The sequence below is a fragment of the Erysipelatoclostridium sp. MSK.7.34 genome, from assembly GCF_019041935.1.
In the GTDB taxonomy this organism is placed as follows: domain Bacteria; phylum Bacillota_I; class Bacilli_A; order Erysipelotrichales; family Coprobacillaceae; genus Thomasclavelia; species Thomasclavelia ramosa.
Window position 1 is genome coordinate 23442 of sequence record NZ_JAHPYJ010000001.1, and the last position, 24389, is coordinate 47830.

25 protein-coding genes and 1 other annotated feature are annotated in these 24389 nt (G+C 31.5%); of the genes, 4 read left to right on the forward strand and 21 right to left on the reverse strand.

Going from position 1 to position 24389, the window contains the following annotated elements; genetic code table 11:
- Positions 1 to 309 precede the first annotated feature (309 nt).
- Complete coding sequence (locus tag KTF99_RS00130) at positions 310 to 1239, forward strand: tyrosine-type recombinase/integrase (RefSeq protein ID WP_003536746.1); 930 nt, start codon at positions 310 to 312, stop codon at positions 1237 to 1239.
- Positions 1240 to 2034: 795 nt separating this feature from the next.
- Here KTF99_RS00130 and KTF99_RS17590 read toward each other — a convergent pair.
- The 3 genes from KTF99_RS17590 to KTF99_RS00145 all read right to left on the reverse strand — a co-directional run bounded on the left by KTF99_RS17590 (position 2035) and on the right by KTF99_RS00145 (position 4656).
- The gene (locus KTF99_RS17590) at positions 2035 to 2190 is read right to left on the reverse strand and encodes an IS3 family transposase (RefSeq protein ID WP_081723944.1); all 156 of its coding nucleotides are present in this window, start codon (positions 2188 to 2190) and stop codon (positions 2035 to 2037) included.
- Between the two features lie 441 nt (positions 2191 to 2631).
- Entirely contained in the window at positions 2632 to 4287 is a 1656-nt protein-coding gene (locus KTF99_RS00140) for a DAK2 domain-containing protein (protein WP_217215389.1), read from the reverse strand.
- Between the two features lie 12 nt (positions 4288 to 4299).
- A complete protein-coding gene (locus KTF99_RS00145; protein WP_003536743.1) occupies positions 4300 to 4656 on the reverse strand; it encodes an Asp23/Gls24 family envelope stress response protein in 357 nt (118 codons plus the stop codon).
- A 229-nt stretch (positions 4657 to 4885) separates the two neighbouring features.
- On the opposite strand from KTF99_RS00145, the gene rpmB reads away from it, so the two are divergent.
- From rpmB to KTF99_RS00160, 3 genes are all read left to right on the forward strand, one after another.
- The gene (gene rpmB, locus KTF99_RS00150; RefSeq protein ID WP_003536741.1) at positions 4886 to 5071 is read left to right on the forward strand and encodes a 50S ribosomal protein L28; all 186 of its coding nucleotides are present in this window, start codon (positions 4886 to 4888) and stop codon (positions 5069 to 5071) included.
- Between the two features lie 199 nt (positions 5072 to 5270).
- Entirely contained in the window at positions 5271 to 6629 is a 1359-nt protein-coding gene (locus tag KTF99_RS00155) for a glycoside hydrolase family 1 protein (RefSeq protein WP_003536739.1), read from the forward strand.
- Positions 6630 to 6720: 91 nt separating this feature from the next.
- Entirely contained in the window at positions 6721 to 7539 is an 819-nt protein-coding gene (locus KTF99_RS00160; RefSeq protein WP_008791493.1) for a YhjD/YihY/BrkB family envelope integrity protein, read from the forward strand.
- A gap of 35 nt (positions 7540 to 7574) precedes the next feature.
- Here the strand turns inward: KTF99_RS00160 and dnaJ are convergent, their stop codons facing one another.
- The 18 genes from dnaJ to KTF99_RS00250 all read right to left on the reverse strand — a co-directional run bounded on the left by dnaJ (position 7575) and on the right by KTF99_RS00250 (position 24342).
- Positions 7575 to 8699, reverse strand: a complete 1125-nt coding sequence (gene dnaJ / locus KTF99_RS00165; RefSeq protein ID WP_029480319.1) for a molecular chaperone DnaJ — start codon at positions 8697 to 8699, stop codon at positions 7575 to 7577.
- A gap of 60 nt (positions 8700 to 8759) precedes the next feature.
- Positions 8760 to 10577 carry a molecular chaperone DnaK gene (gene dnaK, locus KTF99_RS00170; RefSeq protein ID WP_003536734.1) on the reverse strand — a complete coding sequence of 606 codons (1818 nt, stop codon included), beginning with the start codon at positions 10575 to 10577 and terminating at the stop codon, positions 8760 to 8762.
- 17 nt (positions 10578 to 10594) lie between these two features.
- On the reverse strand, positions 10595 to 11146 hold the full coding sequence (gene grpE / locus KTF99_RS00175; protein WP_003536732.1) for a nucleotide exchange factor GrpE: 552 nt from the start codon (positions 11144 to 11146) through the stop codon (positions 10595 to 10597).
- 2 nt (positions 11147 to 11148) lie between these two features.
- Complete coding sequence (hrcA, locus tag KTF99_RS00180; RefSeq protein WP_008791490.1) at positions 11149 to 12189, reverse strand: heat-inducible transcriptional repressor HrcA; 1041 nt, start codon at positions 12187 to 12189, stop codon at positions 11149 to 11151.
- A 186-nt stretch (positions 12190 to 12375) separates the two neighbouring features.
- On the reverse strand, positions 12376 to 12999 hold the full coding sequence (locus KTF99_RS00185; protein ID WP_008791489.1) for a flavin reductase family protein: 624 nt from the start codon (positions 12997 to 12999) through the stop codon (positions 12376 to 12378).
- Between the two features lie 120 nt (positions 13000 to 13119).
- Positions 13120 to 14214 carry a radical SAM family heme chaperone HemW gene (hemW, locus tag KTF99_RS00190; protein WP_029480321.1) on the reverse strand — a complete coding sequence of 365 codons (1095 nt, stop codon included), beginning with the start codon at positions 14212 to 14214 and terminating at the stop codon, positions 13120 to 13122.
- Positions 14204 to 15418 (reverse strand): L-serine ammonia-lyase, iron-sulfur-dependent, subunit alpha, encoded by a 1215-nt coding sequence (locus tag KTF99_RS00195; RefSeq protein ID WP_003536723.1) that lies wholly within the window; start codon positions 15416 to 15418, stop codon positions 14204 to 14206. Before KTF99_RS00195 ends, hemW begins: the two co-directional genes overlap by 11 nt.
- Positions 15419 to 15426: 8 nt before the next feature.
- A complete protein-coding gene (gene holA / locus KTF99_RS00200) occupies positions 15427 to 16374 on the reverse strand; it encodes a DNA polymerase III subunit delta (protein WP_003536721.1) in 948 nt (315 codons plus the stop codon).
- A gap of 35 nt (positions 16375 to 16409) precedes the next feature.
- Positions 16410 to 18416, reverse strand: coding sequence for a ComEC/Rec2 family competence protein (locus tag KTF99_RS00205; protein WP_029480323.1), 2007 nt, complete (start codon positions 18414 to 18416; stop codon positions 16410 to 16412).
- Positions 18407 to 18865, reverse strand: coding sequence for a ComEA family DNA-binding protein (locus KTF99_RS00210; protein ID WP_224209011.1), 459 nt, complete (start codon positions 18863 to 18865; stop codon positions 18407 to 18409). The genes KTF99_RS00205 and KTF99_RS00210 overlap by 10 nt, the downstream gene beginning before the upstream one ends.
- Before the next feature lie 34 nt (positions 18866 to 18899).
- The gene (gene ruvB, locus KTF99_RS00215) at positions 18900 to 19889 is read right to left on the reverse strand and encodes a Holliday junction branch migration DNA helicase RuvB (RefSeq protein WP_003536715.1); all 990 of its coding nucleotides are present in this window, start codon (positions 19887 to 19889) and stop codon (positions 18900 to 18902) included.
- Between the two features lie 10 nt (positions 19890 to 19899).
- Positions 19900 to 20466 (reverse strand): Holliday junction branch migration protein RuvA, encoded by a 567-nt coding sequence (ruvA, locus tag KTF99_RS00220; protein WP_003536713.1) that lies wholly within the window; start codon positions 20464 to 20466, stop codon positions 19900 to 19902.
- A gap of 126 nt (positions 20467 to 20592) precedes the next feature.
- Positions 20593 to 21876 carry a GTPase ObgE gene (obgE, locus tag KTF99_RS00225; protein ID WP_008791487.1) on the reverse strand — a complete coding sequence of 428 codons (1284 nt, stop codon included), beginning with the start codon at positions 21874 to 21876 and terminating at the stop codon, positions 20593 to 20595.
- A gap of 86 nt (positions 21877 to 21962) precedes the next feature.
- Positions 21963 to 22247 (reverse strand): 50S ribosomal protein L27, encoded by a 285-nt coding sequence (gene rpmA / locus KTF99_RS00230; RefSeq protein WP_008791486.1) that lies wholly within the window; start codon positions 22245 to 22247, stop codon positions 21963 to 21965.
- A 3-nt stretch (positions 22248 to 22250) separates the two neighbouring features.
- Positions 22251 to 22574 carry a ribosomal-processing cysteine protease Prp gene (locus KTF99_RS00235; RefSeq protein WP_003536709.1) on the reverse strand — a complete coding sequence of 108 codons (324 nt, stop codon included), beginning with the start codon at positions 22572 to 22574 and terminating at the stop codon, positions 22251 to 22253.
- A gap of 4 nt (positions 22575 to 22578) precedes the next feature.
- The gene (rplU, locus tag KTF99_RS00240; RefSeq protein ID WP_003536708.1) at positions 22579 to 22923 is read right to left on the reverse strand and encodes a 50S ribosomal protein L21; all 345 of its coding nucleotides are present in this window, start codon (positions 22921 to 22923) and stop codon (positions 22579 to 22581) included.
- A gap of 13 nt (positions 22924 to 22936) precedes the next feature.
- Positions 22937 to 23005 (reverse strand) — a sequence feature (ribosomal protein L21 leader region).
- A 40-nt stretch (positions 23006 to 23045) separates the two neighbouring features.
- Positions 23046 to 23789 (reverse strand): site-2 protease family protein, encoded by a 744-nt coding sequence (locus tag KTF99_RS00245; RefSeq protein WP_003536707.1) that lies wholly within the window; start codon positions 23787 to 23789, stop codon positions 23046 to 23048.
- Positions 23764 to 24342, reverse strand: coding sequence for a M23 family metallopeptidase (locus KTF99_RS00250; RefSeq protein WP_003536706.1), 579 nt, complete (start codon positions 24340 to 24342; stop codon positions 23764 to 23766). The genes KTF99_RS00245 and KTF99_RS00250 overlap by 26 nt, the downstream gene beginning before the upstream one ends.
- Positions 24343 to 24389: the final 47 nt, after the last annotated feature.

Below are 24389 nucleotides of genomic sequence, written 5' to 3' on the forward strand. Positions count from 1 at the left end.
CAAAAACATTGTATATTAGGAATATTATAATGTCTAATACCTATCATCTATCAGTATGATACCTTTAAAGCATTATAAATAGCAAAACTAGTAAATATTATCTTTGATACCTTTAATCTTCTTTATCCCATATTCAATAAAATAAACCATGCAATAACTGTTATCTTTTTATTAAAAAAACTAAATATAAATTTTTGTAATGATTTTTGACACTATCTGTATATTAATTTTTTCTTTATACTTTTTTAATGTCAAATAATTGACGTATTCATAGAAAAGTAAATATAAAAATAAGGAGAAAAGCAAATTATGAAGACAAAAAAATTTAAAGAAATATCAAATGAATGGATTGAGTTAAAAAAGCTATCAGTAAAATATCCGACAATTGCTAAATATAGAGTCGTTATTGACACACAGTTAGCCCATCAATTCAATGATTATACGATGGAACAGTTTAATGAAGATATTATCATTGCCTATTTTAATAAACTGTCTACTAAAGAAAACTATGCCAATAGTACCCTTCTAAGTATTCGATATGTATTAAGAGCCATTATTAATTATTCTCATCAAAAATATAAAACTAATAATTGTAGTTTTGAGCTAATTAAAATTGCCAAGAAACAAAGACAAATTAATACGTTGTCTAATTCTCAAAAAATCAATTTATCTAACTACTGCTTTAATAATTTTCAACCAATCTCTATAGCTGTTGCCATTTCTTTATATACCGGTCTTCGGATTGGTGAAATTTGTGCTTTAAAATGGGAAGATATTAATTTTGAAGACAACTATATTTATGTATATAAAACAGTTGAACGTTTAAAAAGCAAGGAGGACACCGGTAATAAAACTGCACTCATGATACTTAACCCTAAAACCAGTTCATCTAAAAGAATTGTTCCTATTCCATTATTTCTTAATGAATTCTTAGTTAATTATAAAAGTCGATATCAAATCGAAGATAATAATGTTTTTATCATTACCGGCAATAATAAAATACCTGATCCCAGAACAACTCAGTATCGTTTTAACAAATTATGTAAACAGTTTGATTTTAATACTAACTTCCATACTCTTCGCCATTCTTATGCTACTAATTGCGTTATGAACGAAGTGGATACTAAATCACTTAGTGAAATGCTTGGTCATTCAAATGTAGGAACCACGCTTAATCTTTATGTACATTCAAGTTTAGAATTTAAAAAGAAACAAATTAATAAAATTTCCAGACTATAATTTTTTATAAATAATTTTATTTTAAAACAGGTTAAAAATAAAATTTAATTACTTTATTTCAGCCTGTTTTTATTAAATTATTGGAAATAAGAAATTAGTTGTGGCTTCTTTATGAGAATCTTTTATGCATAAGAAATAAATTTTATGATCTAGCGTTTAATAGTAAGTGCCCTATTCTACACTCAATTCAAATACAAAAAAACTCTACGATAAAAATCGTAGAGCCAAACCAATTTATAATAATAAAAAAACTTAATTTATATACTAGTCCATAAAAACAGTCTTTATGTTACCACTCAAAATTTACAATTTAAGTAGAATATATCATTTTTTATAATTTCTGATTAATCCCTGTTATATCCATGATAGCGATCATTATCTATAATATTATAACTTATTTGAATTTCAAACATAACTTTTAAAAAGGCACTAAATGTAATCATTTGGTATCTTATCATTTAACTCACTTTTATTTACAAGATATTTATTATAAATTTATATATTAGAACAGTAATATTTCACATAATGTGTTTAAAACAATAAAGACACTCCAATATTTATCACATTCCTTACTAACTTATTTTAAAAACATTACTATTCATTCTAAAATCTAATTTTGCATGATATTTAATAATCACTTTGATTCTCAAGGATTATGCAAAGAATATATATGAATTATTAAATATTTATATACATATACTTCGGTTAATGACAAATTACCCCAATATCAAATTTTTTCTTATCTTTTACTCTTATTCACTTATTTATATTATAAAACGCTATATTTATGTAATGTCACCAAAAAGTTAGACATATTAAATTAAAACTGAATTTTGAAAAGGTCTGTAGTCTACATGCAAGCGAACTCAATCCTTTTCTTTTTGTATTAATTTTCTCATTATTATAATACTCGATATATTTAATAATTGCAGCTTTGAATTGTTCATGCAATTTTCTTTATGAGAATGTAATTACTTGATTTCTTTATCACTTAACCATTTTTGATAGGTTTTATGCTGACAATGTCATTCTTGATCTAAATGAAAGATTAATCCTTTTGAGATTAAATAATAATTGCAAACTAAGATGTTGAGTTTTTTATTAATACATCGCCTTATACTGGCAGTTAAAGCTACTAACCGATAATTTTTTCTGTTTCCAACTCTATTTATCAGTTCCATTTTTTTCGATGGATAAAGTCAGCTTATTATGTTCTAATCTTATTCTACTCGTCGAGTCAAAAATTCTTATGACATACACTCGATAGATTTTTTAGATATTCCCATCCTTATATTTTTAAATATATTCTAATTTAAATTTTTTACTATCCCATATAAAAAGTGACCTCCTTTTAGGGGTCACTACAATACATTATTTTTTAATTTCTCTTTATTATTCTACACCAACTATAAATGAATAAACAGGCTGTTTACCATTTACTACTTCTAATTCAGCCTCAAAATTATCTTCAACAAAACTTTCAATTTCTTCAATGTCATCATCATTTACGTCTTCACCATAAATCAATGTAATCAATTCAGCATCCTCATCTACTAGTTTTTCTAAAACAACTTTTAATGCTTTTAATTTATTATCTTTACAAGCAACAATATCTTTTTCCACCAAAGCCATATAGTCGTTAGCTTTAATTTCTACACCATCGATATTAGTATCTTTAATTGCAAAAGTTACTTGTCCTGTTTTTACATTTCCTACTGCTTCTGTCATTTCAGCAACATTATCATCCAATGAAGCATCAGGATTAAACATGATACATGCTGATAACCCTTGAGGAATAGTTTTCGTTGGAATAACAATAACATTTACTTCATCTTCTAAAATTGTTGCTGTTTGTTGCGCAGTCATAACAATATTAGAATTGTTTGGAAGAATAATTACATTTTTCGCATTTACATCTCTAACTGCTTGAACCATATCCTCAGCTGATGGATTCATTGTTTGTCCACCACTAACAACATAATCACAATGTAGTTCTAAAAAAGCATCCTTTAGACCATCACCTGCACAAACAGAGATAACTGCTGTTTCTTTAGCTTCACGTTTTGGTTTAGCATTGTCATCAACTCCGACAATCGTTCCTGCATTACTTTGAATAGTATCTGCCTGTTCTTGCATATTTTCAATTTTCAGTTTAACAAATTCACCAAATCGTTGAGCAATGTTTAAAGCATTACCAGGTTTTAAAGTATGAACATGAACTTTAACGATATCTTCATCTTGAACAACAACAATACTTTCACCAGGAATTCTCGCTAATTCTTTCTTTAATTGCTCCTCTTTAAATTTATCAACCAAAGAAGGCTCTAGACGAACAATAAACTCTGTACAATATCCATAACCTTCTTCTCCACCTTCAATATCAGCTACAGCATTCATCGCGGAATCAGATGATTTAATTTCTACATAATCGACTGTTTCTCCTGCTAATCCAGCTAAAAAGCCAGTAAAAACTAATAGTAGTCCTGCTCCACCACTATCTACTACTCCAACTTCTTTTAAAACTGGTAATAATTCCGGTGTTCTTTCTAATGAAGCCTCTGCTTCTTTAACAAAATAAGAGAAAACATCTTCAATTTCCATTCCAGGCTTTGCGTATTTTACTACCGCTTCACTCGATTCTCTAATCACTGTTAAAATAGTTCCTTCAACAGGACGCATAACAGCTTTATAAGCAACCTTTGCACCACTTTCTAGTGCTTGAGCCCAAAGTACTGCGTCAGCTTCTTCATGACCTTGAAGTGCCATTGAAACCCCTCTAAAAATTTGTGATAAGATAACTCCAGAATTTCCTCGAGCTCCCATTAAAAGTCCCTTAGATAATTTTTTTGAAATTTCTCCAATATTATTTGAATCCATTCCCTCAATTTCTTTAGCACCAGCAGAAAATGTCAAAGACATATTTGTTCCAGTATCACCATCAGGTACAGGAAAGACATTTAATGCATCAATTTCAGGATGATTATTATGCAACGTATTTGCGCCACATAAAACCATCTCTTTAAAAAATTTTCCAGTTACAACTTTCATCTTCTATCTCCTCTACTCTATTCCTCGAACACCTTGAACATATACATTCACTGATTCGACATTTACATCTAAAGTAGACTCAACTACATATTTAACTTTCTTTTGGACTTCACGTAATACTTCCGTCATTTTAATTCCATATCCTAATAAAACATATAGATCTAAAATTAAACCAGTTTCACCATCTCGAGCAACGATTCCCTTAGAATAATTTTCTTTACGTAACAAATCATAATAACCATCTTTTAATTTTTTTTGACTTGCCATTCCAACAACGCCATAACATTCAATTGCAGCACCGCCAGCAATTGTAGCAACAACATCTAAAGAAATGTTAACAGTTCCCATATTATTATTTTTTTCAATCATTTATATACCTCCTCGTATACAATTGAATTGTATTCATCAATAACTAATTATATCTTAAAAATTCGTTCTTGACAATTATATTGCAGTCAGAAATTATTGTAACAAACCATAAAAAAAATTCAAGCAAAAAAAATGTAATAATTTTTCAAAAAATAATTGCAATTTAAAACTAAAAATGATACTATATGCAAGTACGTTAAAACACTACTAATGAAGAGGAGGAGAACCTATGTCAAGAAAATGTCAAATCAGTGGTAAAGGACCTATGTCTGGAAATACACGTTCTCATGCATTAAACTCAAGTAGAAGAAAATGGAATGTTAATTTACAAAAAGCTACTATTTTAGTAGATGGTAAACCTACGACTGTAAGAATTTCTGCTAGAGAATTAAGAACTTTGAGAAAATCAGCTTAATAATATAAATAGTACTGCGGTACTATTTTTATTTTATCCAATTATAGTTATTCTATGATTGGTTTTTTTGAAACTTTTTTTCATTAAATTTACATTATTTTCTTATTCAATGAAACTATATTAATAAACAAGGCCAATGTATTTACACCTCAATTATTTCCTAATATGATAATACTATATAAATTAGGAGGATAATTAAATGACATTTCCAAAAGATTTTCTATGGGGTGGTGCTGTAACCGCTCACCAGAGCGAAGGTGCTTATAACGCAGGTGGTAAAAGTCCTGCAGTGTGTGATCTCTTCCCTAAACCAGAACATAGTGATTTTAAAGACGGAATTGATAGCTATCATCGTTATGATGACGATTTTTCATTATTTGAAGAAATGGGCTTCACCAGTTATCGTTTCTCAATTGACTGGTCAAGAGTATGCCCAGATGGTATTAACTTTAGTGAAGAAAGTATGCAATTCTATGATGATTTTATTGATTCAATGATTCGGCATGGAATGGAGCCAATGTGCTCATTATATCACTTCGAAATGCCCCAATTGCTAATGAATAAATATAACGGATTTTATTCACGGGAAGTAGTAGATATGTTTGTTACCTATGCTAATAAAATGATTGACCGTTATGGTGATCGAGTAAAAAAATGGATTTCATTTAACGAACAAAATGCAATTGCTTTACCAGGCAGCAGTAAGGTAGCTTATGGTGCCGTTTGTCCAAAAGACATTGACGAACAAACATTTATTAATCAGCTGGTTCACAATACTTTTGTTGCTCATGCTAAAGTTGTTGAAAAAGTTCATACTATCGCTGATGCTAAAGTCTTAGGAATGGTAATATATATTCCTGCTTATGCCGCCACTTGTAATCCTCTTGACGAGCTAGAATCTCGAAATCAAATGGCACTTACAGACATGTATTTTGATATGTTTACGTACGGGGAGTATTCAAGTTATATGATGGCAAAAATGAAAAATGAAAATAATCTGCCAAAAATGCTAGATGGAGATTTAGAGTTGCTCAAAAAGAATAAGGTTGACTGGCTATCATTAAGTTATTATTTTTCAACAGTAGCTTCACATGGCAAACTAAGCATTGAAATGAACGGTAATGCAAAAGCAGCTACCAATCCATATTTAAAAGCTAGTGAATGGGGTTGGCAAATCGATCCCCTTGGTTTACGTATTGGTTTAAGGGATATTTATGCGAAATATCGTTTACCGATTATGGTCGTTGAAAACGGCTTTGGAATGCGTGATATTTTAGAAAATGAAACCGTTATCGATGATACAAGAATTGATTACATGAAAGATCATCTTGAGCAAATCGCATTAGCAATTAATGAAGGTGTTGACTGTCGTGGATATTTAATGTGGGGACCAATTGACATTTTGAGTTCTCAAGGAGAGATGTCTAAACGCTATGGTACTATTTATGTTAATCGGGATGATAAAGACTTAAAAGATATGAAACGTTATAAAAAGAAAAGTTTTTATTGGTATAAAAAAGTTATTTCTACCAATGGTGACGATATAAAAAATGATTAATCTAAAAATTAGCCGTTTTGGCTAATTTTTTTGTTTTAATATCTATACATCTAAATAAAAAGTAAGGTACAATAAAAAGTAGGTGATAGAAATGAAAAAACTAATTCAAAGATTATATTATCGTATTAATAATCGGGTCCTCGACTACCGCTATAAAGTTAATAAAAATGCTGGTTTATGCTTTGCTTACTATTTAATCATGTCAATCATACCGATTTGTTCACTGTTTGCCTTCTTTGCCTCCATATTAAATGTTGATCTTGGCACCTTAGAACAATTACTAAAAAACTACTTAACTCCTGAATTTTCTAACATAATAATTGCATCCTTAAAATCAAGTCATATTACTTTATCATCAATAATTATCTTATTTATCTCATTATTTGTTGTTAGTCGAGGAATCAACCAGCTTTATGGAATTTCAAAAAACTTATTTCCTTCTGCACATCAAAGGAATATAATTATTGAACAATTATTAATGCTTTTAAAAACGATTGCTGTTTTCGTTTTATTATTACTAATAATATCCATATTAACAATCATCCCTCTAATTAATTATTTTATTAATTTTAAAGATATTTTAGTACTTGGTGATTTATATTTATTTTTAGTTTTTTTTATTATTTTATTTTTATTATATAAGATTATTCCAGATGTTCATGTTCACATTTTTGACATTGTAAAAGGAGCCTTTTGTTCAAGTATACTGATGTTAATTTTATTATCTGCTCTTGAATTTTATTTTAGCATAGCAGATTATACTAGCGTATACGGTCCATTGGCTTCTGTTGTAGTTATTATGATATCTTTTTCTCTGATTGCTGAAACAATTTTTATTGGCATGTATATCATGTTTGAAGCTCATATGAAAAGATTAATCATTGAAATGAAAAAAAATAATCATTCTTAAAAAAATAAAAAACGAAGAATATTTTTCCTTCGTTTTTATTTTTTAAATTGACGTTTAAATGCATCAAAAATTGATTCTTTCTTCTTTGAAAGTTTTGATAATTTAGTATATAATTCTTTTTCTTCAGATGAAAGTTTAGTCGGAATCTTAACTTCGATTCTAACCATTTCATCACCATAATTAGTACTACGAAGATCTTTAATGCCCTTACCCTTTAGACGCAGTATTGTTCCTGATTGTGTTCCAGCAGGAATTTTTACTGTAACATCCCCTTGAACAGTTGGAACATCAACTTCACATCCTAATGTAGCATCTACATTAGAAACAGGAATAGTAATATGAATATTTCGCCCTTCACGTTTAAAATGTTCGTGACTTCCTACTTGAATTTCTACAAATAAATCTCCATTAGGTCCACCATTTGCTCCTCGTCCACCTTTGCCAGCTACGCGCAATTGTTGATTAGAATTAATACCAGCTGGTATATCTAATTGTACTGTCACTGTCTTAGTTTCATATCCACGTCCATGACAATGTGGACATTTCTCTTTAACAACTTTTCCAGTTCCATTACAGTCAGGACAAGTAGTTTCAGTTACAAATGTCCCAAATGGTGAACTTTGCTGCTGTTGAACAGTTCCACGTCCACCACAGCGTGAACACGTTTGGACATCATTAGGATTTTTAGCCCCACTACCGTTACAATGAGTACATGGTGCATCATAAGTAACTTTAATATCTTTCTTTACACCATTTACTGCTTCCATGAAACTGATATTTAAACGCATTAAGCGATCATCACCACGACGTGGTCCTGTATTTCTTTGACGTGATCTTCCGCCACCACCAAAGAAAGATCCAAAAATATCTCCTAAATCAACATCTTCAAATCCAAATCCACCAAAACCACCAGCACCACCATTACCAGCACCTTGCTCAAATGCAGCATGACCAAAGCGGTCATAAGTGGCTTTTTTATTAGCATCTGATAATACTTCATAAGCTTCTTGGACTTCTTTGAACTTTTCTTCAGCACCAGGCTCTTTGTTGACATCAGGATGATATTGTTTTGCTTTTTTACGATAAGCTCGTTTGATCTCATCGGCTGAAGCCTGTTTACTTACACCTAAGACTTCATAATAATCTCTTTTATCAGCCATATTTTCACCCTCTTTTTATACTATTTAAAACCAAGGCGGCAAAGCCTTGGCTTTAAATGATTAGTTCTTTTCTTCGAAATCTGCATCAACAACATTATCATCTTGTGCATTTGCTGTACCAGCATTTGCATCACTAGCTCCTGCTCCACCTTGTTGTTGATATGCATATGAAGCCATTTGTTGTGCCATTTGTTCTAATTCAGACATTTTAGCTTCTAATGTAGCCATATCGTTGTTATCTAAAGCTGCCTTTAACTCATCTTTTAATTTTTCAGCAGATTCTTTTTGAGTAGCATCAATTTTGTCACCTTGTTCTGCTAAAGCTTTATCGATTTCATTAATCATTTGTTCAGCTTTATTTCTTGTTTCGATATCTTTACGTTTTTGTTCATCTTCAGCTTTATTAGCTTCAGCTTCTTTAACCATTCTATCAATTTCTTCATCACTTAAACCAGTTGAGTTTTGAATAACGATAGATTGTTCTTTTTGAGATTTTAAATCTTTAGCTTTAACATTTACGATACCATTAACGTCAATGCTGAAAGTTACTTCGATTTGAGGTACACCACGTGGAGCTGGTTCAATACCGTCTAATTTAAATAAACCTAATTGTTTATTATCTTTAGCCATTGATCTTTCACCTTGTAAAACGTTGATATCTACAGCAGGTTGATTATCAGCAGCAGTTGAGAATACTTGAGATTTAGTTGTTGGAATAGTTGTATTTCTTTCAATTAATACTGTCATTACACCACCCATAGTCTCAATACCTAATGATAATGGAGTAACATCTAGTAATAATACATCTTTAACATCACCAGCAATAACCCCACCTTGAATTGCAGCACCCATAGATACTACTTCATCAGGGTTAACAGATTTATTTGGATCTTTTCCTAATAATTTTTTAACTGATTCTTGAACAGCAGGAATACGAGTAGAACCTCCTACTAATAATACTTGATGAATTTCAGTTGGGTCCATACCAGCATCTTTCAATGCTTGACGTACAGGAGTTTCAGTTCTTAAAACTAAATCACGAGTTAATTCATCAAATTTTGCTCTAGTTAATGTTAATTCTAAGTGTAAAGGCCCCGCTGCACCAGCTGAGATGAATGGTAATGAAATTTGTGTTTGCATAGTTCCTGATAAGTCTTTTTTAGCTTTTTCAGCAGCTTCTTTAACACGTTGCATTGCCATTTTATCATTTGATAAATCAACACCTTGATCTTTTTTGAATTCTTCAACAACCCAATTCATGATTTTTTCATCAAAATCATCACCACCAAGTTTATTATCCCCAGCAGTAGCTAATACTTCAAAAGTTCCATCAGCTAAGTCTAAGATAGAAACGTCAAATGTACCTCCACCTAAGTCATATACTAATACTTTTTGTTCTTGATCTAATTTATCTAATCCAAACGCTAAAGCAGCAGCAGTTGGTTCATTGATAATACGTTCTACTTCTAAACCAGCAATTTTACCAGCATCTTTAGTAGCTTGACGTTGTGCATCGTTAAAGTATGCAGGAACTGTAATAACTGCTTGTGTTACAGTTTCACCTAAATATGCTTCAGCTGTTGCTTTTAAGTTTTGTAAGATCATTGCTGAAATTTCTTGTGGTGTATAGTCTTTACCATTTGCATGTTCTTTATGATCAGTACCCATATGACGTTTAACTGACATAATTGTATCTGGATTAGTTACTGCTTGACGTTTAGCAGCTTCACCAACGATAATCTCTCCATTTTTAAATGATACTACTGAAGGAGTTGTTCTATTTCCTTCTGGATTAGCGATTACTTTAACTTCACCGTTTTCCATAACACTGACACATGAATTTGTTGTACCTAAGTCAATACCAATAATTTTACCCATAATTAAATTCCTCCTATTTATTCACTTACTTTTACTAAAGATGCACGAATAACGCGATCTTTTAACTTATATCCTTTTTGTAACTCTTCAACAATCATATTTGTTTTAAAGTTATCATCTTTTACGGTCATAACTGCTTGATGGAAGTTTGGATCAAACTCTTCACCCTCAGTTTTAATTACTTCAACACCTTGTGACTTTAATACTTCCATCAGTTGGTTATAAATCATTTCATAACCCTTCAAAAAGTTTTTAATTTCATCACTAGGATCAACTACAGCTAATGATCTTTCAAAATTATCTACAACAGGTAATAATTCTTCAATAAATGATTGCATCATAAATTTCATTGCATTAGCATGTTCGTTCTGTAATCTCTTCTTAAGATTTTCCATATCAGCAAACACTTTATAATAATCAGTTTTCCAAGTATTTACTTCATCTTCTAAATTCTTAAGTTGATCTTCAACTGTAATTTCATCTTCTTTTGTTTCAACTGTTTCTTCTGCAGTCTTTTCTGTAGATTCTTCATCTACTACTGTTTCTTTTTCCTTAGCCACTACATTCACCTCTATTCATCGTTTGAATCATCTGATTCGTCAAAGAACGCCTCTTCAATATTCCTTGAAATATACTCTACTAAGGAAACTACTTTTTCATAAGGCATTCTTGTTGGCCCAATTACTGAAATAGATCCCTTGGTTCTCTCTCCTGTTCTAAATGAAGCTGAGATGACCGATACATCCTCAATTTCATTAATCGGTGAATCAGAACCAATTCTTACCGTTACTCCTTCTTCATCAGATAAAGGTTGTAAGGCATTCCATACTTGAGAGTTTTCAAATGCACTAACGATTCTTCTCAATTTATTTACATCATTATACTCAGGCTGGTATAACATATTTTCTTTTCCTGAAAAATATACATTGCTCGAAGCAAATCGAACAAAAGCTTCAAGAAAAGCATTAAATAATTCCTCATGCTCCTTGATTTTAGCTGATAACACCGGTTTTACATCACGTTCTAAACGAAATGCTACCTGATCAATCGGTGTCCCTATCAATAAATCATTCATCACTGCAACACAACTCACCAAATCATCAATTTTATGATTACGGTTTAAATCAAACACCTTGTTTTCAACATAGCCTTGATTCGTAATAATAATCGCAGTAACTCGGTTATCATTCAAAGGAACAATATTGATTTGCTGCAAAGTATCTTCGCTAGAATCTGGTCCCAAGACTACCGATGTTAGATGCGTTAGTTCACTTAACATCTCACAACTTTCATGAATGATTTCATTCAAACCACGATGACGATCGCTAAAAATTTGCGCTACTTGGTTTTTAATCCCTTCATCTAGATCCCGCTTTGCAAGATTATCAACATAGAATCGATATCCTTCAACCGAAGGAACTCGTCCGGAAGATGTATGAGTTTTTTCTAAATAACCATACTCTTCAAGAAAACTCATCTCATTACGAATGGTTGCACTTGAATAAGGCAATTGATATTTTGTCATCAAAGCTTTTGACCCAACTGGTTCAGCCGTTTCAATAAACTCATCAACAATACATTTAAATACTAATAGTTGCCTCGCTGTAAGCATCAGTTTCACCACCCTTAGCACTCATCTTTCCTTTGTGCTAAATACATTATACATCAATAATTAGCACTGTCAACACCTTTGTGCTAAAAAATAAAAAAAGAATTATAAATCCGATTTCTATTTAAAACAACTCTATAATCAATCTAATTCCTTGATAAAATCACAAAAAAAACAGCCCTAAGGCTGTTAAATTTTTTCAAAAACACTTGCCGGTTGTTTACATACTGGACAAATAAAATCTTCAGGCAATTCATCTGCTTCTAAAATAAATCCACAAACAGTACATCTCCAACCATGTTTTGAAGTATCTGCTTGATAACTAGAAGCATTTTTAGGTGTTGTTCCATTTTTCTTATTATGATAATTTGCATAAGTTAATACTTCACCTTCATTAATCACTTTACAATCAATAACATCGCCAACAAACATAATATGTGTTCCAACATCTGTCATTGAAATAACTTTAACACTAAATGAAGCAGCTATTCCTTCGGTGATTTGTTTAATATTTTGACAATCAACTTCATAATCAATCCCATCAAATTTGTTAACATCTTTACCAGACTGAAAACCAAATCTTCTGATAACATCCATATCAATATCATCAAGTAATACCCCAACGTTATAAACACAACTATTTTCAATTAACGATGTAGTATAATTATTTTTATTCAGCGTAATGCAAACTCGTGCCGGCTCTGAAGTAACCTGTACAAAAGTGTTAGCAATACAAGCACTGTCCTTACCATCGCAACTGCTAGATACAACATACAACCCATAACTTAACTTAAAAAATGCTTTATTGTTCATATCCCAATCTCCTTATTAGTAATGATTACTATTTGATTATACATCTTTTATTTCCTATTGTAAACCCAATTTAGAAGATTTAACCGTTCACTATACGATAACTCATCTAATTATCCCCGTTTATAAAAAATCTATTAAGATTTCATTTAATAACTTAATTGATTCACTAGTTGCATGTAAATAATCATTTTCAATTACTAACGTTTTCATCTTCAAATGTTTATCAATAGCAGTTTGATAAACATCAACTGCTCTAAGACCATATCTCTTTTCAAATTCTTTTAAATCTAAGCCTTTCACCAAACGTAATGACATCATTAAATGGTTAAACATCGTTTCTTCTTTAGAATTAATCATCTTTGTGATTGTATTTTGACGACGTAAATAAGCATTTAAATTACGATTATGTTCTATTAAGCAATCATCAATTTTTCCACTGGCTCCTACCCCAATTCCATAATAGTTATCATACTGCCAATAAGCTAGGTTATGAAGTGACTCATATCCAGTTTTCGCAAAATTACTGATTTCATATTTATGGAAATCTATTTGTTCTAAAGATTCCTCTATCAATTGAGTGATTTTCGATTCCACCTCTTCATCAAGCGGTTGATAATTTAGATTTTTCAAGACAGTATGATCTTCTAAAATTAGTGAGTAGTAAGAAATATGCTCGATCGGTAACTGTCTAACCTTAGCTAAATCATTTTTTATATCCGTAATCGTTTGATTAGGCAAACCATACATAAGATCAATTGAAATATTATTAAAACCAATTTTGCGTGCATAATCGATAATCCGCTCAACTTGTATACTCGTATGCTGGCGATTAATCTTTTTTAAAAGGATATCATTAAATGTTTCAACCCCGATACTTAAACGGCTAACACCACCTCTTTTTAAAAGATCTAATTTATAATAATCGATACTTTCTGGATTAACTTCTATGGACACCTCTTTAGTCTCACTACTTATGTATGGTTTAATAATATCCATCAGCCATTCTAATTGTTCATCATTTAAACTGCTCGGTGTTCCACCACCAATATATATAGTCTTTAGCGGCTCTGTAATATTTAAAGCTTGAAGTTCATGCTTTAAAACCGCCAAATAATCATCGGCTTGATGTTCGTTATAAAAAACTTTACAAAAGTCACAATATGCACAAATTTGTTCACAAAAAGGAATATGCAGATATAATGAATTAGTCTTCATTTTCAAAACCAAATTCTTTAGCCAAACCACCTAAAGAAGTTTCCTTATACGCACTATTTAAATCTTTTCCTGTTTCTTTCATCACCCGAACAACCGCATCAAAAGAAACTTTATTTTTTCTCAAGTAACCCAGCTGCTTAGCATACATCGCCGCATCCATTGCTCTAAGTGCACCAAAACCATTACGCTCAATACAAGGAATTTGAACATAGCCGCCTACAGGATCACATGTTAAACCAAGATTATGTTCTAAGCCCATTTCACCAGCATATTGAATCAGATTATTATTAAGTTCTAAAATCCAGCCATAAGCAGCCGCTGCCATTGCACAAGCACTTCCGATTTCTGCCTGACAACCACCATCAGCGCCAGAAATAGTTGCATTTGTTTTAATAACATTGCCAAATATTCCAGCTACTGCTAATGCTTTTATAATCTCTTTTCGAGGAATTTCTAATTGTTTGTAACAATAATATAAGACTGCTGGTAAAACTCCGCTAGCTCCACATGTCGGTGCAGTAACAATACGATGTCCACTGGCATTTTCTTCACTAACCGCATAAGCATAACTACTAACTAATAAGCGATCTCGTTCTCCACTACGACGTGTGTTGATTGCTTGTTGATACATTGATTTAGCAACTCTTTTCAATCCCAGTTTTCCTGGAATAACTCCCGTTGTTGATAATCCAGCTTCAACACAAGCAAACATTGCATTTAGTACTTCAAATAAATAAGCTTTAAAATGCTCATCTTCATACTCGATTGTATAATCATATAAATTGATTCCTTTACGATCACAATATTCTAAAATTTCCGTTAAATTACCATGCGGATATACTTGCTTAGAAGGTTGCAAAGAACTATCATCATACATTAAAGCTCCACCACCTACTGAATAAACTGTAATTTTATCAAGCAATTGATTTTCCCGATATATTTCAAAAATCATCCCATTTGGATGTTTAGGTAATGCTGTATTAACAAAGTGTATCTTAACACTATCTTTACCTAAAGTTTCTTCAATAATGTAATCTGTTAAATGGCCTTTCCCTGTCAATGCTAACGAGCCATGTAGATATACTTCAAAATGTGTAGCCTGAGGATAGGTTTCCTTAACTTTTAATGCCGCTCTTTGTGGTCCCATCGTATGGGACGAAGATGGTCCAACCCCAATTTTATATAACTCTCTTAATGATTCCATAATACCTCCTAAATTCTTACCATAAATAATTCTAAACCCATTTTTTTATCCATTTTACCTGTTTTGATTTCTACATCAAGACGTGATAAATCATCTAAACATTGCAATAATTCATTTAAATCAAAATCTTTTCCTTCTTGACGAACATATTTTAATCGGTAAGGATTAACTCCCAGTATTTTTCCAATTTCTTTATCATTATAACCTTTACGATCCAATAATTTAACTTGGTAAATTAGCCGCATTTGACCCGCTATAAGAACAATCAACTTAATTGGTTCCTCATTTAAAATCATTAGATCATGATAAATCGAAAACATTTTTCTTCGATCTTTTTGAAGAATCGCACTAGTTAATGCAAAAACATTTTCATCCAACGGCTTACTTACCAATTCATCAACAATATCATATGTAATATGTTTGCTGTACAAACATAGTTTTTCCACCTCAAGAGCAACATTATTCAAACTATCTCCTAAACGACTCAATAATAATTCTAATGCATCATCATCGATCGTTGCATCTCGACGTCTGATTGCTTGACGTGTACTGTCTGATAGCTTATAATGATTAACTTTATCTATTTCAAAAAATTGTGCTTGTTTACGTAAATTTTTAACAATTTTTTTACGCTCATCAAAATCTTTACCAACATGATAAATTACAAATATTACTTCTTCACTATTAATTAAACATTTTTCAAAATACTCTAACTCATTATTATCTTTTTTTACTTTCTTTGTCGTTAAAAAATAAGGGTTTTTCAACACAACCATTTTCTTGTCGGTTAAAAAAGGAGGTGTGATCAAATCTTCATAAACTTCTTCTAAACTATCTTCATTAGCCCGATATGTTGAAATATTCATATTATCCTCATTACAATCATATTCTTTTTTTAAAGACTGTAATTTTTGTTCCATCAAAAAACTTTCTTCACCATATATTACAAATATCATTTATCGTTCCTCCAACAGTAATAATTATAGACTATTTAATCATTAAAGTCATTGAAAATATAATTATCATCACCATAATAAACAATCTTCACCATGCCCATTTCATCACTACGATAAACCTTTACTCCATAATCATTTAAGCGGGTAATTACATCATCATGGGGATGACCATAATAATTATCTTTACCACAGCTAATTAGGGCAATTTTAGGTTTTATTGCATTTAAAAAAGCTGCACTAGTCCCCGTATTACTGCCATGGTGGGAAACCTTTAATACATCAATTTTAAGCTCTGGATAATCGTTGATCAACTGTCGTTCTACTGCATTGGATATATCCCCTGTAAATAAATATTTCAACTTATTGATCGTTACCAACAAAACTAACGAACTATCATTATTATCTGTTGATTCAGGTGTTTTCAGTATCTCAATTTCTACCTGCCCAATTTTAAATTTATCTTGGTATGATGTAATAGTATGTCCAATTTCAATTTGATCCGCAAGTGACTGATAAGCTCCACTATGATCAAAATCATCATGAGAAATAAAAACATGATCTAATTTAAACACTCCTACCGAACGTAAATATGGTACTAATGTTAAAGCAGCTAGATCTTTATTTCGCAATCCCCCAGTATCGATTAAAATATTTCCTTGATTATAAGGCTGTTGAATAAAAAAACAATCACCTTGACCTACATCAATCATAACCACTTGACCAAAAGTCTGATAGTATGGTTTAAAATAAAACATGATCACTAAACTTAGCAGTAATAGAATCTCACGGTGAATTCGCTGTTTAATATTTATTTTGACTATTAATTTAAAATAAATATAGTAATATCCTAAAATAAAAAATAAAGATGGTTTAGAAAAATTAATAAAAAAAGAGAAGTCCGTACTAAAAACAACAATATTATCTAGAACTTCAATTACTAGACTAATAACCGGTTTAAAGAAATTACCAAAAATCACATATAACCATAGCAGTTGATATAACACTGAAATCAGTGGTGTTAAAATAATCCCTAAAAACAATGACAGTATATTAATTCGATATTGAATCGAAATAACGATTGGTACGCTAGCTCCATAAACTATCTCATTCAGGTACCTATGATGATTAATCAAAATAATTATTAAATACATAAAATAGGAAAAAACAAAAGATAAATTATAAATAATATATGGATTCATAAATACAAAAAACATAGCAACAAGACTAAAGCAGTCTAATTGATTTAGATACTTTTTAAACAAAGTCATCAAAAGCATTACTAAATACGCCCGCATAAAAGAAATATTATATGGAATAATATACATATACACACCAATTATAATTAGACTGAGGTAATTAATTAAATATTCCGGTAATAAAAAAATTAATACTTTTTTAATCAACCTTCTTAATATATGAATATGTAGTCCTGACAAAGCAAACAAATGAACAATCGACAACTCTGTTAATTGATGATAATAATCATTGATCATTTCATCTCTTATTCCCAAAATAAACATGCTTGCATAACTATTAACTAGCTCTTTACCGTCTATTCGTTTTTGAAGTTTTTGAAAAAGCGTATTATGTTTTTGACTATTTATAAGGCGTAGTAAAGATGCATTATTAGTAATCCCTTGACTATACAAATAGTTACGATAATCAAATGCGTTATCGTTTGTTGCACGACTAATTTCAAAATAATTAACCTCAATTTCTAATTCATCACCAACTTCATAGCCAATAAACTCACCATATACTTTGATCTTTGTTTTTGTTGTTTTCAATACAATGCTCTTTTCATCCCTACTAATTATATACCCGCTTATAATTGGTTCATCGGTCGGCTGAGGCCACCTAATAAACACTAAAAAGAAAATCATAACCAGCCCTATCGTTACAAGTCGCTCCCACCCAAAATGACGAATTATAAAGAACGCATAAATAATTAAGAGCACTAAAAAAACTGGATGAATCAACATGATCAAAACACCTAACAAACATGCTACCGCATAGTAAATCAAATGATATCTTAAAGACATAATAACTCCCTTATTCGCAAATAAGTTTTTTCTCCTATCCCTGATACTTCTTTTATCTCTTCGATGGTAGCAAATGGGTGTTCATTACGATAATCAATAATTTTATCTGCAGTTTTTGGTCCAATTCCCTTAATCGTCATCAATTGTTCTTTTGATGCATGATTTAAAGAAATTAAATTTTTATTTATAGGGATATAAAAAACTGTTTGGCTATCCAAAACAGTTTTTTGATCAAATCCATAAACATTATCAGTATTTAATGCTTTAAATACATCTTCGATTGTTGGTGAAGAATTAAATACTAAAGTTTCATTATACTTACCTTCAACAATTATTTTTACTTGTGGATCTGATTCAATTTCATTTAATGATGTTTCAGGCAATGTAAATGAATAAACAGTTGAGATAATTAAAATAATTAACAAACCAATAATTTCATGTTTTTTCACAATACCTCCACAAAAAAAGACTGTAAAAACAGCCTTATTCATCAATATTTATATTTAAATGTTTATATGCTTCACTCGTTGCAACACGACCGCGAGGAGTTCTCTTTATCAAACCGATTTGAAGAAGATAAGGTTCGTAGACATCTTCTAATGTTTGTGGTTCTTCTCCAATTGAAGCTGCCAGAGATTCCAGACCTACCGGTCCCCCCTTAAAGCGATGAATGATTCCTAACAAGTATTTATGATCCACATCATCTAGTCCTAATTGATCTACTTTAAGACGATCTAAAGCCTCAATCGTCCGCTCTTTACTGATAATTTCTTCACCGTTGAACTGTGCAAAATCTCGAACCCGTCTAAATAATCGATTAGCAATACGCGGTGTTCCGCGGGAACGCATCGCCAAAGCCGATTTAGCGTCATCATCCATTGGCATTGAGTAGACACGACTGGTCCGATCAATAATCGTTTTTAAATCCGTTTCATCGTAATATTCCAGTTTAGAAATAATTCCAAAACGGTCTCGTAATGGTGCTGACAGATCACCAGCTCTAGTTGTTGCTCCAACTAAAGTAAATGGCGGTAAATCAATTCTTACTGAACGTGTTGATGCTTCTTTACCAATCACTACATCAACACAAAAATCTTCCATAGCTGGATAAAGAATTTCTTCAACCACTTTATTTAAACGATGAATTTCATCAATAAATAAAACATCACCCGGTTCCAATGCTGTTAGAATAGCAACTAAATCACCAGTTTTTTCAATACTTGGACCAGTTGTAATTTTGATATTTGTCCCCATCTCATTAGCAATAATCATTGACATCGTTGTCTTTCCTAGTCCAGGAGGCCCGTACAATAACACATGATCTAGTGATTCGTCACGCAGTTTAGCTGCCCCAACAAAAACTTTTAGATTTTCTTTTAAGTTAGTTTGACCAACATATTCATCGAATGATGAAGGACGCAAACTACTATCATCATCAATAACATTTGCATCAAGAATCTCATTCCTTGTCATTTTCTACCTCCTACTTTACTAATAAACTTAAAGCTCTTTTTACATAACCGTTAGTATCTAGTTTTTCATTTAATAGGACTGCCAAAGCTTTATCCACTTCAGATTTTTTATAACCTAGGGCAATTAATACTTCAGCCGCCTCGTCTAAATCATTATTATTTATCAGTGTTGTTGCTGTTGGTGTATTTTTAAACTTACCTTGAAGATCTAAAATAATCTGCTGCGCTGCTTTTGGTCCAATTCCAGGAATTTTCTTTAAATATGCTACATTCCCTGTTTCAATTGCACTTATAATGCTTGTTACATCACCAGTAGCTAAAATTCCTATCGCTGTTTTACAACCAATCCCTTTGACCAGAATTAATTTTAAAAACATTTCTTTTTCTTCACTTGTTTTAAATCCATATAATAATAATGCATCTTCTTTAACTTGTTGGTAAAGAAAAATCTTTATTTCTTTACCTCGTGTATATTCATATGGATTATTGACATATATCAAATAACCAATTCCACTATTTTCTACAACAATATGATCAATATTCATCTCAACTACCGTACCAATTAAGTAACTATACATTCCCTACTCCTTCACATTTACTATTATACAGCACATCGTACTGTTTTTTATCTCAAAATCGTTTCAAACCATTCTCAACAATTATAGCATTGTAAAAGAAAAAAACCAACTAGTATTACTAGCTGGTTACTCATAAAAATCAAATTCAAACTCACCGATAGCAACATTATCACCATCTTGAGCTCCGGCATTTCTAAGTGCATCATCAACACCCATATTACGCATTTTAATCAATAGTCGTTTTAATGAATCATCACTTACTAACGATGTCATTGCCACCATTCTCTCGATCTTCTTGCCAGTAATTTGCCAATTACCATTACCTAAATTATGTAATTCAAATGGTTTATCTTCCTCATCACCCATTGTATAAAGAACAGTATGTTCAACTTCATCTTCCATTGTGAAAGTTGGTGCAGTAGCTAACGCATCAGCAACCGCATATAAAACCTGATCTACACCATCATGAATAATAGCACTAATTGGGAAAATCTTAACATCTTCACCAACCTGTTTTTTAAAACGAACTAAATTTTCTTCAGCCCCATCTTCATCCATTTTATTTGCTACAACGATTTGAGGACGTTCTAATAAACGATATTGATATTCACCAAGTTCTTTATTAATAGTAACATAATCCTCATATGGATCACGGCCATCGACTGCTCCCATATCAACAATATGAACGATTACTCGACAACGTTCAATATGGCGCAAGAATTGATGCCCCAAACCTTTACCTTGAGCCGCTCCCTCAATCAATCCTGGTAAATCAGCCATAACAAAACTACGTCCATCTTTTACTTGAACCACTCCTAAATTAGGAACGATCGTAGTAAAATGATAATCTGCAATTTCCGGGCGTGCTCGTGAAACAACTGATAAGAGTGTTGATTTACCTACTGATGGAAAACCAACCAATCCCACATCCGCCAATAATTTCAATTCACAAATAAGATCGAAATTTTCACCAGGTTCACCACGCTCACAAATTTGTGGTGCAGGATTCCGTGAAGTTGCAAAACGCGCATTTCCGCGACCACCACGGCCACCTTTAGCAATTACAACACGTTGCTTATCTTCGGTTAAATCCGCCATGATCTGCCCAGTTTCTTCATTAAGAATCATTGTTCCAACCGGTACTTTAATGACCGTATCAATAGCATCTTTACCATGCATTTTTTTAGCCATCCCATTTTGACCAGATGGTGCCTTATATAATCGATTATATTTCAAATCTAACAAAGTTGATAATGAGGTCGTCGCTTGAAAAATCACACTTCCACCACGACCGCCATCACCTCCAGCTGGACCACCTTTTGGTACATGGGCCTCACGTCTAAAAGCTACTGTCCCGTCACCGCCTTTTCCAGCTTCAACTCTAATTTTTGCTTTATCAATAAACTGCATATATCCACCTCTTTTCATCTCTTTATTATTATGATACAAATAATCAGTTATTAGTACAAGAAAAAATCCCTTTGCAGGGATTTTAATTATGCAGCTGGGTAAACAGAAACTTGTTTTCTATCTCTACCAAGTCTTTCGAATTTTACAACTCCATCAACTGTAGCAAATAAAGTGTCATCTCCACCTTTTCCTACATTAGTACCTGGATGAACTTTAGTTCCTCTTTGTCTATAAATAATAGACCCTGCAGTACAAAATTGCCCGTCAGATAATTTAGCTCCTAATCTTTTTGATTTAGAATCACGACCATTTTTAGTTGACCCTACCCCTTTTTTAGAAGCGAATAATTGTAAATCTAATTTGAACATCATATGTTACACCTCCACTTTAGATATCTTAATAAATCGACCATAGCTTTCAACCATCGTTTCTAAAGTTACAACAAGTGTCTCTAGCACCACTTGACAAACTTCATCAGTATGATTGACAACTACATTTATATATCCTTCATTAATCTCAATCGTTCCTAAGCCTTTAGCTAAGAATCCTTTTTTTGCAAGCATATTCATTGCTCCAATACCAACAGTAGAAACACCAGCACAAACTAAATCTTTACCATATTCTCCACTGTCAGCGTGACCTGTAATACTAAGATTAACAATTTGATTATTATTTTGTTTTACTAAAACCTTAATCATTTGATTAAGCTTCTGCAGTTTCTTCAGCAGCTTTTTTAGCAGTTTTATTAATTGTATTGATTACTAATTTTGTATAAGGTTGTCTATGACCTTGTTTTTTGTGGTAATGTTTTTTAGCGTTATATTTATAAATAACAACTTTCTTTTCTTTACCTTGTTTTTCAACAGTAGCTTCAACAGTAGCACCTTTTACATAAGGAGCACCTAATTTCATTGTTTTATCGCCTACAGCTAATACTTTATCAAAAACAACTTTTTCTCCTGCTTCAACATCTAATTTTTCTACAAAGATAGTATCTCCGGCTTCAACTTTTAATTGTTTTCCACCTGTTTCAATAATTGCGTACATATCGCACCTCCTATAATATTCTAAGACTCGCCAACCAAGGCAGCATTGCTTTAATACCTTTTATGTGCGGTTGTAGCTAGAGGTCTACAACATATGCATTATATTATTTTTACCCATCAAAGTCAATTACTTTTTAAGTTTTTTATTAAATATTGAAGTACTTCTTTTTCACTATAACCATTCCCACCAATCAAATAATAATTTTCATATGGGCGGTAAAAACGGTAGTCATGATTAATTTTAAGCCGATGATATTGATTATCATGCATCCTTTTCAAATATAATCTGATAATTATATAACGGAACTCTTTAATATATTGATAATTTATATAGAGCAAATAAAAATAAACTAAGATATATCCCATTTGATTATATAATACAATCAAAACTGATAAAGAAAAAATTGAAACTTTAATTTGTAACTTGACTGCTCGATAATAATCTTTAAATAATGAAAAAACTAGTAATAATATTTTTGATCCATCAAGAGGATAAATCGGTAAGAGATTAAAAACAAATACTAATTGGTTAACTGCCAATAAATATTCGCTATCAAAAAATACTTTTATTACTATAAACATTCCCAAATGAGTAGATAGACCCGCCATGACTATTACCAGTTCTTCAATAATATGATGAGTCCCATAATCATTTAAACTCAAAAAAGCTCCAAAAGGGAAAATCTCAACTTTCTCAATTTCAAAATTAAATTTTTTAGCAAAATAATAGTGTCCAAATTCATGAGTACAGACAATAAACAAAGCACTCAAATAAGCAAATAAATTGTCATTTAACCAAGCAGCGATTAGATAAATCAAAGTAAAAGGATGGATATACCAATCACTCCATCCTTTGATACTCTTCATAACTAATTTCCTTACCTAAATGTTCAAACTGTAAAACAAACTGATCTTGATAACTGCCTAAAACCATCCCTTGATCTACCTCGTCATACAATGTCACCATTACATTATCAATATTACTATAAGTAATTTCTACATCATTCTTGCCTAGAATTACTACATATCCGCTCAAGTTTTCATCATTACCAGTTGCAATTACGCGCCCAGCTTCAATACTTAATACCTCATTACTATTATTTTTATAATAGTCATCTTTAACATGCTGATACTCCACGCCACTAGAAACACTAACATCATCACTTGGCAAAAAAGAAAATAAATTATCAGATATCCAGCTTGTTACCGCTTTATAATTAGTATCATTCAAAATCATTTTCTTAATATTAGAATCCGGATTGATTTTAATATATGACATTGATACTAAAACCACTAAAATTACGACCATAAACTTTACCATAAAATTATAGAATCGCTTAAAATTATCATCATTTAATGGCTTTTTATTAGTGCCCCGGCGCTTTTGCATTCTTTTTCTTACATCATCTAGATCACTCATTCTATCACCTATTCCATTATATGAATCTGATGATATTAAAGACGTTA

Bases quoted from the DNA above. Each gene is read 5' to 3' on its own strand.
- KTF99_RS00130 (WP_003536746.1), top strand. From the start codon at position 310: ATGAAGACAAAAAAATTTAAAGAAATATCAAATGAATGGATTGAGTTA.
- KTF99_RS00140 (WP_217215389.1), bottom strand. From the start codon at position 4,287: ATGAAAGTTGTAACTGGAAAATTTTTTAAAGAGATGGTTTTATGTGGC.
- KTF99_RS00145 (WP_003536743.1), bottom strand. From the start codon at position 4,656: ATGATTGAAAAAAATAATAATATGGGAACTGTTAACATTTCTTTAGAT.
- rpmB (WP_003536741.1), top strand. From the start codon at position 4,886: ATGTCAAGAAAATGTCAAATCAGTGGTAAAGGACCTATGTCTGGAAAT.
- KTF99_RS00155 (WP_003536739.1), top strand. From the start codon at position 5,271: ATGACATTTCCAAAAGATTTTCTATGGGGTGGTGCTGTAACCGCTCAC.
- KTF99_RS00160 (WP_008791493.1), top strand. From the start codon at position 6,721: ATGAAAAAACTAATTCAAAGATTATATTATCGTATTAATAATCGGGTC.
- dnaJ (WP_029480319.1), bottom strand. From the start codon at position 8,699: ATGGCTGATAAAAGAGATTATTATGAAGTCTTAGGTGTAAGTAAACAG.
- dnaK (WP_003536734.1), bottom strand. From the start codon at position 10,577: ATGGGTAAAATTATTGGTATTGACTTAGGTACAACAAATTCATGTGTC.
- hrcA (WP_008791490.1), bottom strand. From the start codon at position 12,189: ATGCTTACAGCGAGGCAACTATTAGTATTTAAATGTATTGTTGATGAG.
- KTF99_RS00185 (WP_008791489.1), bottom strand. From the start codon at position 12,999: ATGAACAATAAAGCATTTTTTAAGTTAAGTTATGGGTTGTATGTTGTA.
- hemW (WP_029480321.1), bottom strand. From the start codon at position 14,214: ATGAAGACTAATTCATTATATCTGCATATTCCTTTTTGTGAACAAATT.
- KTF99_RS00195 (WP_003536723.1), bottom strand. From the start codon at position 15,418: ATGGAATCATTAAGAGAGTTATATAAAATTGGGGTTGGACCATCTTCG.
- holA (WP_003536721.1), bottom strand. From the start codon at position 16,374: ATGATATTTGTAATATATGGTGAAGAAAGTTTTTTGATGGAACAAAAA.
- KTF99_RS00205 (WP_029480323.1), bottom strand. From the start codon at position 18,416: ATGTCTTTAAGATATCATTTGATTTACTATGCGGTAGCATGTTTGTTA.
- ruvB (WP_003536715.1), bottom strand. From the start codon at position 19,889: ATGACAAGGAATGAGATTCTTGATGCAAATGTTATTGATGATGATAGT.
- ruvA (WP_003536713.1), bottom strand. From the start codon at position 20,466: ATGTATAGTTACTTAATTGGTACGGTAGTTGAGATGAATATTGATCAT.
- obgE (WP_008791487.1), bottom strand. From the start codon at position 21,876: ATGCAGTTTATTGATAAAGCAAAAATTAGAGTTGAAGCTGGAAAAGGC.
- rpmA (WP_008791486.1), bottom strand. From the start codon at position 22,247: ATGATGTTCAAATTAGATTTACAATTATTCGCTTCTAAAAAAGGGGTA.
- KTF99_RS00235 (WP_003536709.1), bottom strand. From the start codon at position 22,574: ATGATTAAGGTTTTAGTAAAACAAAATAATAATCAAATTGTTAATCTT.
- rplU (WP_003536708.1), bottom strand. From the start codon at position 22,923: ATGTACGCAATTATTGAAACAGGTGGAAAACAATTAAAAGTTGAAGCC.
- KTF99_RS00245 (WP_003536707.1), bottom strand. From the start codon at position 23,789: ATGAAGAGTATCAAAGGATGGAGTGATTGGTATATCCATCCTTTTACT.
- KTF99_RS00250 (WP_003536706.1), bottom strand. From the start codon at position 24,342: ATGAGTGATCTAGATGATGTAAGAAAAAGAATGCAAAAGCGCCGGGGC.